Here is a 13452-nt window from a genome sequence, read left to right on the forward strand (position 1 = left end):
GTTTTGACGGACTACAGAGATGTGATCCGGAATTCAATACCGACTGCGCGCCACACAAGGCATGTAGTGTGGCAATCAAATACGGAATTGACGCGAGACAGTGCAGTCGCTTATCAGGAGAAAAAGCTCAGGGCGGCACCCAGGACACCAGAGGCGGACACCAGCGCGGCAATGCCGCATACAAGCCCTAGGTAGATGCCGCGAGGCCGGTGCTGAGGCGGTAGCGCGGTCACGCTGAGCGCAATCAGCAAGCCGACCACTAGTGGCAGCATTAGCGCGTTGACGACTTGCGCGGCAACGTTCAGCGAAACGAGGTTGGGCGCGAGCCAGACGACGGTCGCGCTGCCAACGACCGAGACTACGTACACACCGTAGAACCATGGCGCATTCGCCGGTCCGCCCTCAAGCGAGCGCTTGTATCCCGCCACTTCACCCAGCCCCCACGCGAGCGATAGCGAGCAGACAATGGCCGCTACCATTGATGCCCCGAGGACACCCGCGCTAAACAGAAAACGTCCGGCGCGCGGTCCTACGGCCATTGTGAGGACATCGCTGATTTCGCCTACGCTTTGAAAAGAGTGCCGCTGACCGTCTCTCGACAGCGTCGCCGCAACGGCAACCAGCACCGCTGCTGTTAGCAACTGCGTGAGAACCGCACCGGCGGCAGTTTCGATTCGCGCCGCGGAATAGTCCTGGGCGCCCAGCTTTTTATCGGCGACCGCGGCTTGCTGGTAGAAGATCATCCAGGGATTGAAGGTCGCGCCAATCAGTGCAGCCGCGAGATAACCGTAATGATGGTCGGAGAGAGGAAGCTGGGTCATCTGCCGGAACATGCCGGGAATGTCCGGGTGGGCATGCCAGGCGACCGCGAAGAATGACAGCTCGAAAGCGCCAATGACGATGGCGAGCTTGTCCACGCGTTTGTGCGAGCCAGTGAACACAATGCCCACCAGGAATGCGGCGGCGAGCGGCAACGTGACGGACCGCGAGACGCCGACCATTTCCCCTATGCCAGCGACCCCGGTGAACTCGGTCACCAGAGAGCCGAGCACGGCGACGCCCAACCCGACTGCCGAGACCCATGCCCATGCGGGACCGAAGTGCGAGCGAACGAGCTCGCCATGACCCTGCCCGGTGAAAATACCCAACCGGACGGTGAGTTCCTGGACCATATAGAGCAGGGGGATGAGCGCGAGCAGAACCAGCAGTAGCTGAGGGCCCCATTGCGCGCCGCTCTGCGCCGCTGTCACCACATTACCGGCGTCGCAGTCGGCGAGCATGACGAGCAGGCCCGGTCCCCACAGGGTGAGCCAACGCAGACTGGGTGAAACCTTCGGTTTGAGCAGCGAGGAACCAGTCATGCGTTTTGAAAGGATGCGAAGAGTGTTGGAGGGTGACCGATTGTATCGAGATTTCGGTCTTCCCAAGTCAGCGCGCCGCGTCCTTCAGCGGTCGTGGTTCATGCCGGAGCTTCAAATACTCTTAACGAACGCCGCGATCGCGGCATCGAGCATGGCGGGGCATTGACGATGCGGAGAATGTCCGCAAGCCGGCAGCTTGGCGAGCTGTGCTTGCGGCACGTGCGATGCAATGGCGTCGATCTGCGCCATCGTTGCGTACTCGTCGTCATATCCTTGCACAGCAAGCAGCGGGCACCGGATGGAAGGCAGCAGGGCCGTAATGTTCCAGTGCCTGAAGTCGGGATTCAGCCAGATATCGTTCCATCCGTAGAAAGCTGAATCGACGTCGGCGTGATACCGCGACAGCCTGGCTCGCAAATCGCCTTGCGTATATAGAGCGGTTGCCTCCGCTATCGCCTTGACTGACTTATCTTCAACAAATACATGCGGCGCAATTGCGATCACGCCACACAGCGCGTCAGGGAAAGCCACCGCATAAAGCAACGCAATAGAACCGCCGTCGCTATGGCCAATAACCCACATCCGGGCACGTTCGGCGCTGCCTATGCCGAGAACGTCGAGCATTGCCGGCAGAACGTCATGAGCCTGCCGTTGCATGAAATCGAGCGGCCATTTCACGTTCGCTGCACGCGCGGTCGAGCCGCCATAACCCGGCCGCGAATAGACGAGACCACGGAACCCCAGTTGTTCGCATAGCTTCTGCGGCCAGTCCTTCCACATTGAAATGGAGCCGAGCCCTTCGTGCAGGAAGACGGCGAGAGGCGCATCGGTCTGGTCGGCGTTCAACCATTGATACTCAAGACGAAGCGATTCCCGGTCGTCTGTTGCGGGCAGATTGGCCACACAGATTGCAGGGATGTGCTGTACTAATCGTTCCATGACTCGCAGCCAGACAATGGAGGGGGACGTTCAGGCATCGAGTGCCGGTTCGCGTAATTTAAACCTCTGGATTTTACCAGTCGCGGTTTTCCAGAATCTCGCAGCCCGCATGGACCGCAAAATGCTCGCCGATCTCGCGCGGCAACGCTTCTCCCGCTGACGTGCACATCCGCCAAGCGGAGATCGGCGCGCGCCGGCATCGCGGGCGAAGCAAGCATGCCGGCGTAGAGCATGGGCACGCCGCAGAAAATGGCCGGCTTGTGTTGGGCGAGGCGTGCGAAGACGGCAGCTGGCGTGGACCGCTCGGCCATGAGGATTGCCGTTGCGCCGACTGAAAGAGGGAAAGTCAACGTGTTACCCAGCCCATCTGCAAAGAACAGCTTAGCCGCGGAAAACACGATATCGTCTTCACGGATACCTAGCCCCTGCTTCGCGTACAGTTCCGCGGTCCAGTACAGGTTCACGTGCGTATGGATGGCGCCTTTAGGCTTGCCCGTTGAGCCTGACGAATGCAACAACAAAATTTAATGTGCATTGCTTACGAATGGTATGAGCTGTGGCCTGGCTTCTGACACAAGCGTTTGAATACGCCTTCGCCCGGAAGGATGTCGTCTTGCGCGTGAGAAACGATCAGCGCGCAGCCTTCGTTGGAAGTATCGGCGAGTGCTTGCGCGATGGTCGGCAATAGCGACCCCGACGCAATGACCGCGCGCGGACGGTCCGGAAACTCGACGCCCGCCCACGCGGGCGTTTGCATTGACGTTCCTCGAGTTCTGAGGCTGATGCCCTGAAAACCGGCCGACGTGCTGGTCTTTCGTCGAATCGATGATTCCCGATCAACGAAAGGCCCCTGGTTTTGCCGGGTCAGTCGGCTGGCCGTTTGTCGGCGAGCGCGCGCTTGCATTCATCGAGCACGCGCAACACCAACTCCGATTGATAGTTGAGGTCGTCGCTGTCCAGGATCTCTTCCACGGCATCACGAGCCCAGTCGGCATCCACGAGTTCTGAGTGGCGCTGGGCGAGGTCGGCTGCAATGGCCGATAGCTTCGCAATGGCGAGCCATTCAGCTTGGCGCTTATGCCTGTCCAGCCACTTGTGAGCCGCTTGCACGTGAAAAGCTGAAGTGGGCCAGGAGCCGTTCAGATAATAGGCACCGAGGCTCCCGCACGTAAGCCAGCAGAGCAATTCCACGCGGTCGGTCGGGCTGAGATTGTGGCGTACATCGTTCATGGCGGAGCTCACGAAGATGATTGACATGTGCCGGACGTTCTGATTCCGGCATGAAAACGATAGCATGCCACGGTGCAATGCGGAATCCTCCATTTCCGCCGTGCGTTCGGCGGCGAACAGGCGCGGTAGCGAGCTGGGCGGCTGCTGGCTTGGCGGGCTGAACCGGACTGCCTCTGCCGGCTTTTGCACTGCGGGTGCTGGGCAGGATGCTTAAGCGGGCCTCTCCGTCGACCCTTGGAGGGCCCAGCTTCCAACCGCCGGGGTCCTAAGCCTGTTCCGGCCGACGTTACGTCCGCAGTTACGTCCGCAACGTAACGCGGCGCGACATGCGCATGCCACCGGCGTCGTCGCGCGACGCTTCAGGAGGCCATTGCTGCAGTGATTTCTCCATAAGACGACTGCAGCCGGTCGATCTTTTCCCGCAGATCATCGAGCCGGTACGCGGCTTTGTTGGCCAGTTCCCGCACGCTTTCCAGCAAATGCTCGCACAAGGCGGAATGTTGGGCCGTCATTGAATCGAACATCGACGCTTCCGACCCTTCTGAGTGACCCGGCACCGCCGTGACGTGAACCGGAAGTGCAACTCTCTGGAGCAGCCTCATACGTTCCGTCACTGCGGCGAATTTCTCGACAGGGCCGATGGCCGTGCGAATGGAGGCGTCGACTTCATCGAGCGCGGCTTTCAGGTCCAGCGCGTTCTCTTCTATCGACAAGGTCAGCCCTTCCACCTTTTGCGGCGTCATGTACCCCCGCCTGGCGAGGGTTTCACTTGCATTGACGATCGCGGCTGTAATAGCCGACACCGCGACGCGCTCCGTCTCAACACGGGTTTTGAGGTCGGTGCATTCTGCAATTACTTCATGGAAGGCACTCAGGTGTGTTTCGATCACTGGAGTAGTTAGCATAGTGATAATCAAGGGTGGACAAAAACTGACTGTGCCAATTCAGTACAGCAAGCATGAAACGGGCCAATCATGAAAGCGGGACTTACCGATAGGCCGTTACAGAGTTCGACGCTATAACGCTCAGGTAGACAGGAGGAGGAAACAATGCGTCTGGATGGATCCCATTTCGGACGCTTCAGAAATTCCGGTCAATTTTGCTCATCCGAAGCAGATAATTCATGTCGAAAGGATAAAATTACCGATTCGAATGCCATAACGTTTACTGCGTCGAAATAGATTTCTGAGACGTTGCAGCTTATAAATTGTCTCCATTCACGGTAATCGCCGAGATTTAGTAATCGTCATGTAGGGTTCTGGAAAACACACTCGTGTCTAAATTTCCGAAACGTGTAAATTATTCGCAGATGCCATGAAAATTCTCCAAACAAGAAACAGTTAAATTGTTTGCATGTTTATTTCACTGGTTTGACGGGTTTGTGTGTTGTGACGAAGAGAATCAAATCCGCAGGTCGTTGCAGAATTGAACTCGCTTAGCAGGCTGCGGAAATAGAGGCCGACTTTACTGAGCCGTGAGCTTAATCAGAATTTTCAGCGAGGAATTTCTCATAGTTTGAAATGCGGACCGGTTAATTTCGGTTTTCGGACCTGTTTATGACGCTCTCTTGGGCATTTTTGGCTCACAGCGGCTGCAACGGCCGGATCTCTCCCAAGGTGCGCATGCGCACGAGGTTGTACGCGGCCATGGTCAGCACAAACATCTGATCGACCTTCTTCAAGCCGCGCACCATCACTTGACGCATACCGCCGATGCTCTTAGCCCAGCCGAAACCTTGTTCGATGAGCTTGCGCTTTTGCTGGGAAACCGCATAGCCCGCACTCTGGGCGATTGACTCGGGCACCGCCGACTGGCGGCCTGAGTTGTTTTGCGCCACGTGAGGCGTGACTTTCATGGTCTTGCAGGCCTCGATGAACTCCGCCGCGTCATAGCCTTTGTCTGCCCCCAGCGTGATCTCGCGCGTCGGATCGCCAAGCGCCTGACGGGCATCGTCGATCATCACTTTGGCCGCTTCGCGTTCGGCATAGCCGTCGGCCAGCGTCACCACGGCGCTGGCGATCAGCCCATGGCGGTTGTCGCTCAACGTGTGGCCCATGTAGCGTAGCTCGCTTGCCGTTTTGCCCTTACGATACAGCCGCGAATCGGGGTCGCTCTTCGATTCATGCGTCTCATTGCTGCGCGTCTCACCCTTGAAGCTCCCACCGTCTTCGGGGTCCTGATCATCATCGCGGCGCACAAAGCTTTTATGGCCGGCCCATGCTTGAATTAACGTGCCATCGACGCTGAAGTGCTCACCGCAAAGCCAGCACTTCTTCTCGGCAATGCCCACAACCTCGTTGAAGAACTCGATGACCGCGTCATGCTTGATCAGGCGCTCGCGGTTCTTGGTGAAGACAGTGGGCACCCAAACGGCATCGTCCATCGACAGCCCGATGAACCAACGAAACAGCAGGTTATATTGAACCTGCTCCATCAACTGGCGCTCCGAGCGAACGCTATAGAGCACTTGTAATAGCATCGCGCGCAGCAACTTCTCCGGGGCAATGCTGGGCCGCCCACCTTTGATATCAGCCTCGTACATGCCGGCAAACAAGCGATCCATCTTGGCCAATGCTGCGTTGGCCATCTTGCGAATCGAGCGCAGCGGATGATCGGCTGGAACAAAGTCCTCCAGCTTACGCAACGTGAACAAATTCTCGGTAAAGGTATCCGCGCCGCGCATCGCATCGCTTCTCACAGTTGTGGGGTCTTCACTAACAACGTTTGAACTGACCTTTTGGGTGACTCCGGGGTGAGGTATTTCCGCAGCCTGTTAGAGCAACTGATGGTGCAGGTATCGCTTTTGGCGGAGTGGCGCGTTATTGCGCCGGGGGAGCGGGTGGTCCCCTTGAAAAAGGCCGCACGAGGCGGCCTTCATGGATTTTAACGTGCGGCTATATATATGGTGATTTCAAGGCCAAAACGCATATTGGTGTGCATCTTGGTAGAACCCGGCGCGATCCATTGCATGGGTCGTCCTTTGGCGTGATGAAATTCGCATGAAGGATTAGTAGCTTAAATCGAAATTCGAAACAATTCCGGAAATTGACAGCTTGCGAAGAGAATTGCATTTTAAACATCAGACAATTAATTTGTTTAGTTCAGGTTCGCAATTACATCGTAGTGACGAAAAACTGCTCAGACCGTTTGCCGGACAATTGGCTTTCGGGCCGCGCTGACTTGCAAGCAGCTCGTCATGCACGCTGCAGATCGTCCAGTCCGGGAGTCCGGGTTCAACGCGTCGGGCCGTTCTGCTCTATCTTGTTCAACTCGGCGGCACCCACCGGTGCCCTGAGTGTTATCCATGAGAATTCTCCAAACACTTGCGTGACCAACGTGAATTGCGCAAGGATCATTCTCTTGAGGTTTGGCTCGCGTGGGCGCTACTGCCTGCCACCTGTATTCACCTCATCCAAGGAGCGGAAAATCAGTTATTCGAGCATGTGCCGGGTGAACCTCCAGGTGAACCTATGATGCAGCGCGTGCGTGCAATCTGGCGCCTCGCGACGCTATTCGTGCGGGAAAGCCGCGTAAAGTCCGCCGCCGACGCCCCGCTCCATCGCGTCCTGCGCTCGTTCGCCGCCGGCGTGCGTAGCCGTGGCGCCACCAGTCTGGCCCAGCGGGTGCCGGTGTTGCAGAACCTGTCCGGTGTGCTGACCATGACGTCGAGCTTGCTGGCACAACATCCGGGGTTGGCCGAGACAGCGGTGCGCGTCGCGCTCGCCGAATTGGACACCCTCAAGGCGCCGCTGAAAGACGCGCCGCTGCGCCAGGCGCTGGCGACCGCACTTCCGCCGGGACGGGTTGCCGCGTTGACCGATGTGGACGCCGAGCCTGAACGCTGCGGAATTGCGCAGCAGACGCACCATGCGCGGATCACGCTGGACATGTCCCCCGGCATCAATGCGAGCGCAGCGCCGGTAGCTGTGCGTGTCACGTTGATTCGTACCGATACCCGCGCCGAACTGATGCAAGACCTGGACGTGGCGAACGCGGCGGCGCGTTTGGCCGGGCGTTTTTCACGTGAGGTTCGGGGGCAGAATGTCGGCGCGCTTATCGCACGCCTGACGGAATCAATTACCGGGATGCTTGATTTGCGCCAGCGTGCTGCCGATCAAAGTTTCCTCCGTTACCGGTTGCGCGAGGTGAACCACGACTCGCGCGTCGTCGTGCCCGAAGTACTCTGGGATTTTTGCAGCGACACGGCGCTCGTCACGCGCGCCGTGCGCACCGTGCCGCTCTCGGACGCCAAGGCGCTGCGCGCCCATGGTCTGGACCCGGCACAATTGATTGCCATGTGGATCGAGGTTTTTTTCGAGACGGCGCTCGGCGAGGGCGTGTTCCACGCCGGTCTGGAGGCGGCGGGCGCCGCGGTCAGCATTGAGCCGGACACCTTCGGGGCGCTCGTGCTTGACGGAGATTCCCCGCTCACGTTTTTCGCCGCACACGAGCGCAGTTTCCTCGTTGCCGGATCGAACGCGTTGTTGCACGGCGATCACAAGGCGGCTGCGCGTGAACACATGCGGCATGGCCGGCCCGACGAACACGAGTCGCAGCATGCGGTGCGCGTGGAAGCGACTTATCGGCGGGAGGCGGAGCGTTTTGCCGGCGATGCCCATCGACATCGGACAGCGGCCGATCTTTTCACGGCACTGGGCAAAGGACCGCTGGAGCACGCATTTGGCGACGCCCATACGGGCATTGCGTCCCGGGCGGCGTTGCTTGCGCGCTCCGCGCAGAGCATCGAGGAAATGGCACGGCGGATTGCTCCAGATATCGACGTGTGGCCCATCGCGCGCCGGGTGATCATGCGTCTGGCGCTGGATCAGTTCAGTTCGCATGGCCTCGTCGCGCAACTGGCGAAGGAAGCCGTGCACTGGCCGCACGCGCTGCCACGTGTGCCGAATCTGCTGGCGGATTGGGTGACACGGCAAAACCGCCGCAATGCGGATTCGCGCTCCGCGCGGTAGTTGCGCTTTGAGACCCCGGTCGCTCCGAGCGGGAAAACGCCGGGGAAAGCGCGACGAGGAACGTCTGTTGCTCGAATGATGGGACCTCAAACCATCAGGACAGGAGCACATAATGACTACACCGACCACAACGCAACGCGACCTCGATAACAGCAAACCGCTTGGCGACTCCGGCACTGGCGCGAGCGGCGGCGGCTCCGGAGGTAATCTGCCGGGCGGGGCGGCAACGGGCGGCGATGCGCGCCAAGGGGTGAGGCCGGCCGACGCGCCGCAGCCATCGAGCGCGAAAGCTGAACCCGGTGAGCCGGACGACCGCAATCTTACGCAGCATCCAGAGCAGACTGCCGAAGTCCCGCTGGGCAGCGGCAACACGCCCGAAGCGAGTGGTCGCGGCGGGTTTGGATCGCACAGTTCGGAGCCGGTAGGGGTATCAAATCAAAGGCGGGTGGATCCGATGCCCGCGACTAACGACAAGGACCAAAAGCCGTCGAAGTAACTGAACCTCCAACGAAAACCGCGCCCCGATCCGTGAAGCTCGCCTGAAATCCCGCTGATCAAGACACAAAAAAGCTGGCCGTGCTTTTCAGCATGGCCAGCCGTTTTTCACACAACTTCACACAACCCGTGGCGTCCAACTTACCGTTGCCGCGCCCAGATTGCGCCGAGCACGAATCCGATTGCACCTGCCACGAGCACGCCATTGATCGGCTTTGCGATGACCGCCTCACGGACGTTGTCGATGGTTTCGCCGTAGTTGAGCTGAATCTTGCCGAGCACTTGGCGCGCCTTGCCTTCAGCCTGCGTCGCCGTGTCGCCGGTCAAACCGCCGACGGCATCCTGCACCTTGCCCACGACGGTTTGCGCCGCGCCTTCTACCTGATCTTGCACCATGGTGCCTCCCGTTCTAGTTGAAGCGGTTTATCGAATAATCCGGCTAACCGGAGCGTTTGATTCAGCAGGGATCGTGCCCAGGAGGAGAGCCCGTACTACGCGGGCCGCCCTCAAGCCGTGCCGAGCAGGCGCGCGACGATTTCTACGAGCTCATCGATGGAAAGCGGCTTTCGGTGGAATTCGAGATGCGGGTGCGTGACCGTCGGCGTGCGCGCGGCGGCGCTGGAGAGCACGACGGGAATCTGTGCGAGGGTTTTGTCGGCGGCGAGTGCGTGGCATAACGCGACGCCGTCCATGGTCGGCATCATCCAGTCCGTGATGATCAGGTCGGGCGGATTGGCACGCACAGACTCGAGCGCCAACAAGCCGTTTGACGCCGTGCTGACCTCGTATCCTTCCATCTGGAGCACGAGACGCCAGGTGGTCAGGAGGTCAAATTCATCGTCTACGACGAGGATTTTTTTCATGTCCGCGTGCCGGTGTCCGGGTCGGACAGCGAGAGCGGGATTGTGCCGCGCGCCGATAACAACGTGGTCGTGCCAATGAAAGCGTCCGTGAGATGCAAGCCATTTTCATCGATGACGAAGCGGCGGATGGACGGATCGTGGGCGCTTTCGCGCTGCTTGACGACAGAGACAATGCGGTACAGCGACGTGCTTGTCTCCACGTATCGCATCAACACGATATTCTCGGTCATCGCCGACGCGCGGATCGAACCTCCATGCGCCATGTCGGCATATAGCGGCAGTTCCTCGGTGAGCAGCGTCGTGACGCTTTCCTGACGCAGACGATGCGTCAACGCGTTCAGGAACAGCCCGAAGCGCTCCATGCGGTTCGCCGAATCGTGGAACCCTTCAATCCCGTCCACCACCAGCCGCGACGCGCCCGCGCGCTTCACCACCGCAATCAGCTCGGCCGCCAGTTCGTCGATGGCGAGTTCCACCGCCGGTCGCCATTCGACAATGAGGCGACGGTCGGCGACTGCATCGGCAAGATGAATGGACACGGACTCCGCCTTGGCGACCAGCCGCTCCGGCGATTCGTAAAAGCCGAAATACACGCAGCGTTCGCCGTTAGCGACCCCGGCTTCGAGGAATTTCAGTGACAGCAGCGTCTTGCCGATCCCCGACGGCCCGATCAGCGTCGTGGTCGAGCCTTTCACTACGCCGCCGCCGAGCATGGTGTCGAAGTCGGGGAGGCCGAACGACAGCTTCGACTTCAGGTCCGGTGCTCCTTCGAGCAGCATCGAGCGCGCTTCCAGGCGTGGGAAAGTGACGAGGCCATCGGCAGTGATCTTGAAGAAGTGGCGTCCCAGCAGATGATCGCGGCCGCGCAGTTTATGCACTTCGATTTCCCGCGCGCGGCGCATTCCCGTGGCGAAACGATTGAGTTCGACCAGCCCGTCCACGAGCGTGTGTTCCGGATGCGGCTCGTTGCCCGAGAGCGGCGCGAGGATCAACGTGGTGCATCCCGCGGCCGTCACGAACGCGCTCAATTCGTGGATGAACTGTGACAACTCCAATTCGGTGGAACTGAATTCGCGAGCGCTGCGAAAACCGTCGATCACCATGAAACGTGGGCGGCTTGTCTTGATGGTCGACGCGATCAACGCGAGGAAACCGTTCAGGCCGTCGCGCATCAGTTCGTGGTAGCCGGAGACGAACAGCATTTTGTCCGAGATGGCGTCGGCGTTGTAGAACGACAAGCCTTTCAGGTGCGACAGCAGCTTCGAATGCGACTCCGCGATCAGTGTGATGTACAGCACCGAGTCACCCTCGGCCACGCGATGAAAACCGATCTGCGTGGACAGGATGGTCTTGCCCGCGCCTGCCATGCCTTCGATCAGGTACAAGCCGCCCTTGATCAGGCCACCGCCGAGTATGTCGTCAAGTCCCGGCACGCCTGTTGTCACGGTAGTCACGGAGCGTGGGTCGGAATCGGTCTGGCTGGATGGAGTTGCTTGGTCGGTCATGGATATCTCGTGTGCCGTCGCCCGGCTCGTGCCCTTGTCGCGTAGAAACGGATTATCGCCGAGATGGCGGGCGATGTTGGTATTTGTAAAGTTTTATGGCGGCGTCGATTGAATCCGTCGATCAAATCCACCGAAAACGGGAGTTGAGGGCTTGATCCGAGCCCGCGCCGCATGGAGTTCCGCATTAGCCCCCGTCGCACGGGCTGATGGCGTGCACTTTTCGCGCCCGGTCGCCCTGGTCAGCGCGCGAGCCGCTCGGCGCGATGCCTGGCGTGATGCGACGTCGTCTCCCGGCCTAATTTTTTTCGCTCGTCAAGGGATGGCGCGCGCTTTCCAGGGCAGCGATGGAAATAGGCGCATTCGCCGGCCTTGGCATGGGCTTGAACGGATTGTTCACGGCATTCGTGGTGCCGGTCCTGTTGCCGGTGGGTTTTGCGCTGGATCAACTGACCCGCAAAGGATGGAAACGATAAGCGCCATCCAGGAGAAATTCGGAACTCGCTCATGGTCCGGGCGGCACCGTGATGGTCTCATGCTGGTTGGTTGCGAGCGCTGGTCATTCGGCGCGCGCAGGTTCCATCTCTGGTTCACGCCTGTCACGAGTACGCGGTTCAATGGTTGTTCGCGCGCAGGCATTTTTTGCGGCGAGTTCTCCTCATGTCTTCGCATATCCGTTCAGTTTTCTTCATCGCCGGCCTGATTGGGTTGGGCGGTTTGTTGCAGGTCTCGCCGAGCATGGCGGACACCTCCGTCGATCCGGGTATCTACTCCGACGCGCCACTCGTTTTCAAGGCGGATCGCGGCATCTTTTCCGGAGTGCCGACACAACCAGTAGACGGGCGCATCTTCTCGCCTATCGACATGCCGGGCGACGCGCGTGCCCCGAAGCGCGTTCAGGATCACGTGCGCTTGCGTCACGATCTATAAAAGCAGCAGGAATACCGATGAAGAGCGTTGATGAAATGCGCAAATCGCTTCAAGAATCGTTTCAAACCGTTGAGTGTTTTCAGTCAATGGTGAGACTGTAAAAAAGCCTCTTCACGCATTTGCCGCTTTAGCTTTTCTATCTGCCATAATTCCGGTGCTTTCGCATTCTTAATTGCGTTCAACCCGGAAATTCCATGAACTCCAACATTACAACGAGAGGCGGGGCCCTGGTCTTGGCATGGTTCGTCCTGTGCGGCGCAGCGTGTGCCGCCGGGCCCACAGCGCCCATGCAAGGCAGTGCCCCGGCAGCCGATGCACTTGGGGACTCAAGCGCGCGTCGCAGTCTTCTGACCAACGGCGCAGCCGACGAACCGCAGGCAACGGTGAATGGCAACATCGCGGAACTGCAGCAAATGATTCGCGACGGAAAGGTAAAGGAATTGCGCACTACGTATAACGGCAGCTATGGCGCGAGCATGCTGTTTTACCCCGATGAAATGACGTTCTATATCGCATTGTTTCAGCAAAAGAAATTCTGGCGCGTGGTCAAGACCCAAGTGGATTCGCGAGCGGAAACCATCTACGCGGACTTTGCCAAGAACAGTGCGGCGCTCGCCGATACCGAGATCCGCCGGACCAAGCTCGAAGCCGAGAAAAACTTTGCTGACCGGCTGATCGCGGTTCAGCAAGGGCGCGCAAATCGCCTGCAGGCGGACCTCGACGTCGCGCGGGCGCAGCAAAGTCAGGTCGCCGACCGGCAGGCGGAGCAACAGGAAGCGATCCGTTCGCTGCGCGCGGAACAGGACGCCGCGCAAGCGCAATTGCGTGCATTGCAAACCAAGGTGCAGGATTTGCAACGCCAGTCGGATGTCGACATGATGCCGTTGCCAAAGTGAAGCGCACCTGACGGTTCAGGCTTCCCAGTTCGCCTTTCACCTGTGCTTCAATCGCACGCAGCGCGTTTCAAACTGTGAAAAAGCGGCCGCATTCGCGGCCGCTTTTTATTTCCCACGCGGTAATGGCGTCGCAAAAGTTTTCTGATTGTTCATGTTTATCCGTTATTTCAAAAATCGCTCAAAAGTGTTTCGCTAATTAGGAATTATCCAGTTAGGAATGCTAGTTTGTGCGTGCTAACATGCCGCGCGATTTCGGATTCCAGATC

General features: G+C 59.1%; 13 protein-coding genes and 2 pseudogenes. 5 read left to right on the forward strand and 10 right to left on the reverse strand.

Annotation, left to right across the window (positions count from 1 at the left end; genetic code table 11):
- Window positions 1-113: 113 nt before the first annotated feature.
- From SBC1_RS28300 to SBC1_RS28330, 7 genes and pseudogenes are all read right to left on the reverse strand, one after another.
- Complete coding sequence (locus tag SBC1_RS28300) at window positions 114-1361, reverse strand: NRAMP family divalent metal transporter (RefSeq protein ID WP_206366139.1); 1248 nt, start codon at window positions 1359-1361, stop codon at window positions 114-116.
- 111 nt (window positions 1362-1472) lie between these two features.
- Window positions 1473-2300: an alpha/beta fold hydrolase gene (locus SBC1_RS28305; protein WP_165102567.1), complete on the reverse strand. Its 828-nt coding sequence runs from the start codon at window positions 2298-2300 to the stop codon at window positions 1473-1475.
- A gap of 88 nt (window positions 2301-2388) precedes the next feature.
- Window positions 2389-2815 (reverse strand): annotated as a pseudogene (locus tag SBC1_RS28310) (AMP-binding protein); the annotation flags it as partial.
- A gap of 23 nt (window positions 2816-2838) precedes the next feature.
- On the reverse strand, window positions 2839-3057 hold the full coding sequence (locus SBC1_RS28315; protein WP_165102572.1) for a hypothetical protein: 219 nt from the start codon (window positions 3055-3057) through the stop codon (window positions 2839-2841).
- 107 nt (window positions 3058-3164) lie between these two features.
- A complete protein-coding gene (locus SBC1_RS28320) occupies window positions 3165-3530 on the reverse strand; it encodes a hypothetical protein (RefSeq protein WP_165102577.1) in 366 nt (121 codons plus the stop codon).
- Window positions 3531-3889: 359 nt separating this feature from the next.
- Entirely contained in the window at window positions 3890-4435 is a 546-nt protein-coding gene (locus SBC1_RS28325; RefSeq protein ID WP_165102581.1) for a hypothetical protein, read from the reverse strand.
- A gap of 677 nt (window positions 4436-5112) precedes the next feature.
- Window positions 5113-6213: an IS5 family transposase gene (locus SBC1_RS28330; protein WP_165989099.1), complete on the reverse strand. Its 1101-nt coding sequence runs from the start codon at window positions 6211-6213 to the stop codon at window positions 5113-5115.
- A gap of 787 nt (window positions 6214-7000) precedes the next feature.
- Here SBC1_RS28330 and SBC1_RS28340 point away from each other — a divergent pair.
- Together SBC1_RS28340 and SBC1_RS28345 are read left to right on the forward strand one after the other, a co-directional pair.
- Window positions 7001-8500: an AarF/UbiB family protein gene (locus tag SBC1_RS28340; protein WP_165102588.1), complete on the forward strand. Its 1500-nt coding sequence runs from the start codon at window positions 7001-7003 to the stop codon at window positions 8498-8500.
- 112 nt (window positions 8501-8612) lie between these two features.
- Window positions 8613-8996, forward strand: coding sequence for a hypothetical protein (locus SBC1_RS28345; RefSeq protein ID WP_206366140.1), 384 nt, complete (start codon window positions 8613-8615; stop codon window positions 8994-8996).
- Between the two features lie 140 nt (window positions 8997-9136).
- Here SBC1_RS28345 and SBC1_RS28350 read toward each other — a convergent pair whose 3' ends face one another.
- The 3 genes from SBC1_RS28350 to SBC1_RS28360 form a co-directional block, all read right to left on the reverse strand.
- A complete protein-coding gene (locus tag SBC1_RS28350; protein ID WP_031360863.1) occupies window positions 9137-9391 on the reverse strand; it encodes a CsbD family protein in 255 nt (84 codons plus the stop codon).
- A 110-nt stretch (window positions 9392-9501) separates the two neighbouring features.
- Complete coding sequence (locus tag SBC1_RS28355) at window positions 9502-9858, reverse strand: response regulator (RefSeq protein ID WP_165102593.1); 357 nt, start codon at window positions 9856-9858, stop codon at window positions 9502-9504.
- On the reverse strand, window positions 9855-11363 hold the full coding sequence (locus SBC1_RS28360) for an ATPase domain-containing protein (protein WP_165102596.1): 1509 nt from the start codon (window positions 11361-11363) through the stop codon (window positions 9855-9857). Before SBC1_RS28360 ends, SBC1_RS28355 begins: the two co-directional genes overlap by 4 nt.
- Before the next feature lie 316 nt (window positions 11364-11679).
- Between SBC1_RS28360 and SBC1_RS28365 the strand changes: the two are divergent.
- The 3 genes and pseudogenes from SBC1_RS28365 to SBC1_RS28375 all read left to right on the forward strand — a co-directional run.
- A pseudogene (locus SBC1_RS28365) lies at window positions 11680-11813 on the forward strand (LrgB family protein); the annotation flags it as partial.
- A 207-nt stretch (window positions 11814-12020) separates the two neighbouring features.
- On the forward strand, window positions 12021-12290 hold the full coding sequence (locus tag SBC1_RS28370; RefSeq protein WP_165102599.1) for a hypothetical protein: 270 nt from the start codon (window positions 12021-12023) through the stop codon (window positions 12288-12290).
- Window positions 12291-12484: 194 nt separating this feature from the next.
- A complete protein-coding gene (locus tag SBC1_RS28375) occupies window positions 12485-13186 on the forward strand; it encodes a DUF2968 domain-containing protein (RefSeq protein WP_241202352.1) in 702 nt (233 codons plus the stop codon).
- Window positions 13187-13452 lie beyond the last annotated feature (266 nt).

The organism is Caballeronia sp. SBC1 (genome assembly GCF_011493005.1).
Lineage (GTDB): Bacteria > Pseudomonadota > Gammaproteobacteria > Burkholderiales > Burkholderiaceae > Caballeronia.

Excerpts from the sequence above, each read along its gene's own strand:
- SBC1_RS28300 (WP_206366139.1), bottom strand. The coding sequence starts at position 1,361 with ATGACTGGTTCCTCGCTGCTCAAACCGAAGGTTTCACCCAGTCTGCGT.
- SBC1_RS28305 (WP_165102567.1), bottom strand. The coding sequence starts at position 2,300 with ATGGAACGATTAGTACAGCACATCCCTGCAATCTGTGTGGCCAATCTG.
- SBC1_RS28315 (WP_165102572.1), bottom strand. The coding sequence starts at position 3,057 with ATGCAAACGCCCGCGTGGGCGGGCGTCGAGTTTCCGGACCGTCCGCGC.
- SBC1_RS28320 (WP_165102577.1), bottom strand. The coding sequence starts at position 3,530 with ATGAACGATGTACGCCACAATCTCAGCCCGACCGACCGCGTGGAATTG.
- SBC1_RS28325 (WP_165102581.1), bottom strand. The coding sequence starts at position 4,435 with ATGCTAACTACTCCAGTGATCGAAACACACCTGAGTGCCTTCCATGAA.
- SBC1_RS28330 (WP_165989099.1), bottom strand. The coding sequence starts at position 6,213 with ATGCGCGGCGCGGATACCTTTACCGAGAATTTGTTCACGTTGCGTAAG.
- SBC1_RS28340 (WP_165102588.1), top strand. The coding sequence starts at position 7,001 with ATGATGCAGCGCGTGCGTGCAATCTGGCGCCTCGCGACGCTATTCGTG.
- SBC1_RS28345 (WP_206366140.1), top strand. The coding sequence starts at position 8,613 with ATGACTACACCGACCACAACGCAACGCGACCTCGATAACAGCAAACCG.
- SBC1_RS28350 (WP_031360863.1), bottom strand. The coding sequence starts at position 9,391 with ATGGTGCAAGATCAGGTAGAAGGCGCGGCGCAAACCGTCGTGGGCAAG.
- SBC1_RS28355 (WP_165102593.1), bottom strand. The coding sequence starts at position 9,858 with ATGAAAAAAATCCTCGTCGTAGACGATGAATTTGACCTCCTGACCACC.
- SBC1_RS28360 (WP_165102596.1), bottom strand. The coding sequence starts at position 11,363 with ATGACCGACCAAGCAACTCCATCCAGCCAGACCGATTCCGACCCACGC.
- SBC1_RS28370 (WP_165102599.1), top strand. The coding sequence starts at position 12,021 with ATGTCTTCGCATATCCGTTCAGTTTTCTTCATCGCCGGCCTGATTGGG.
- SBC1_RS28375 (WP_241202352.1), top strand. The coding sequence starts at position 12,485 with ATGAACTCCAACATTACAACGAGAGGCGGGGCCCTGGTCTTGGCATGG.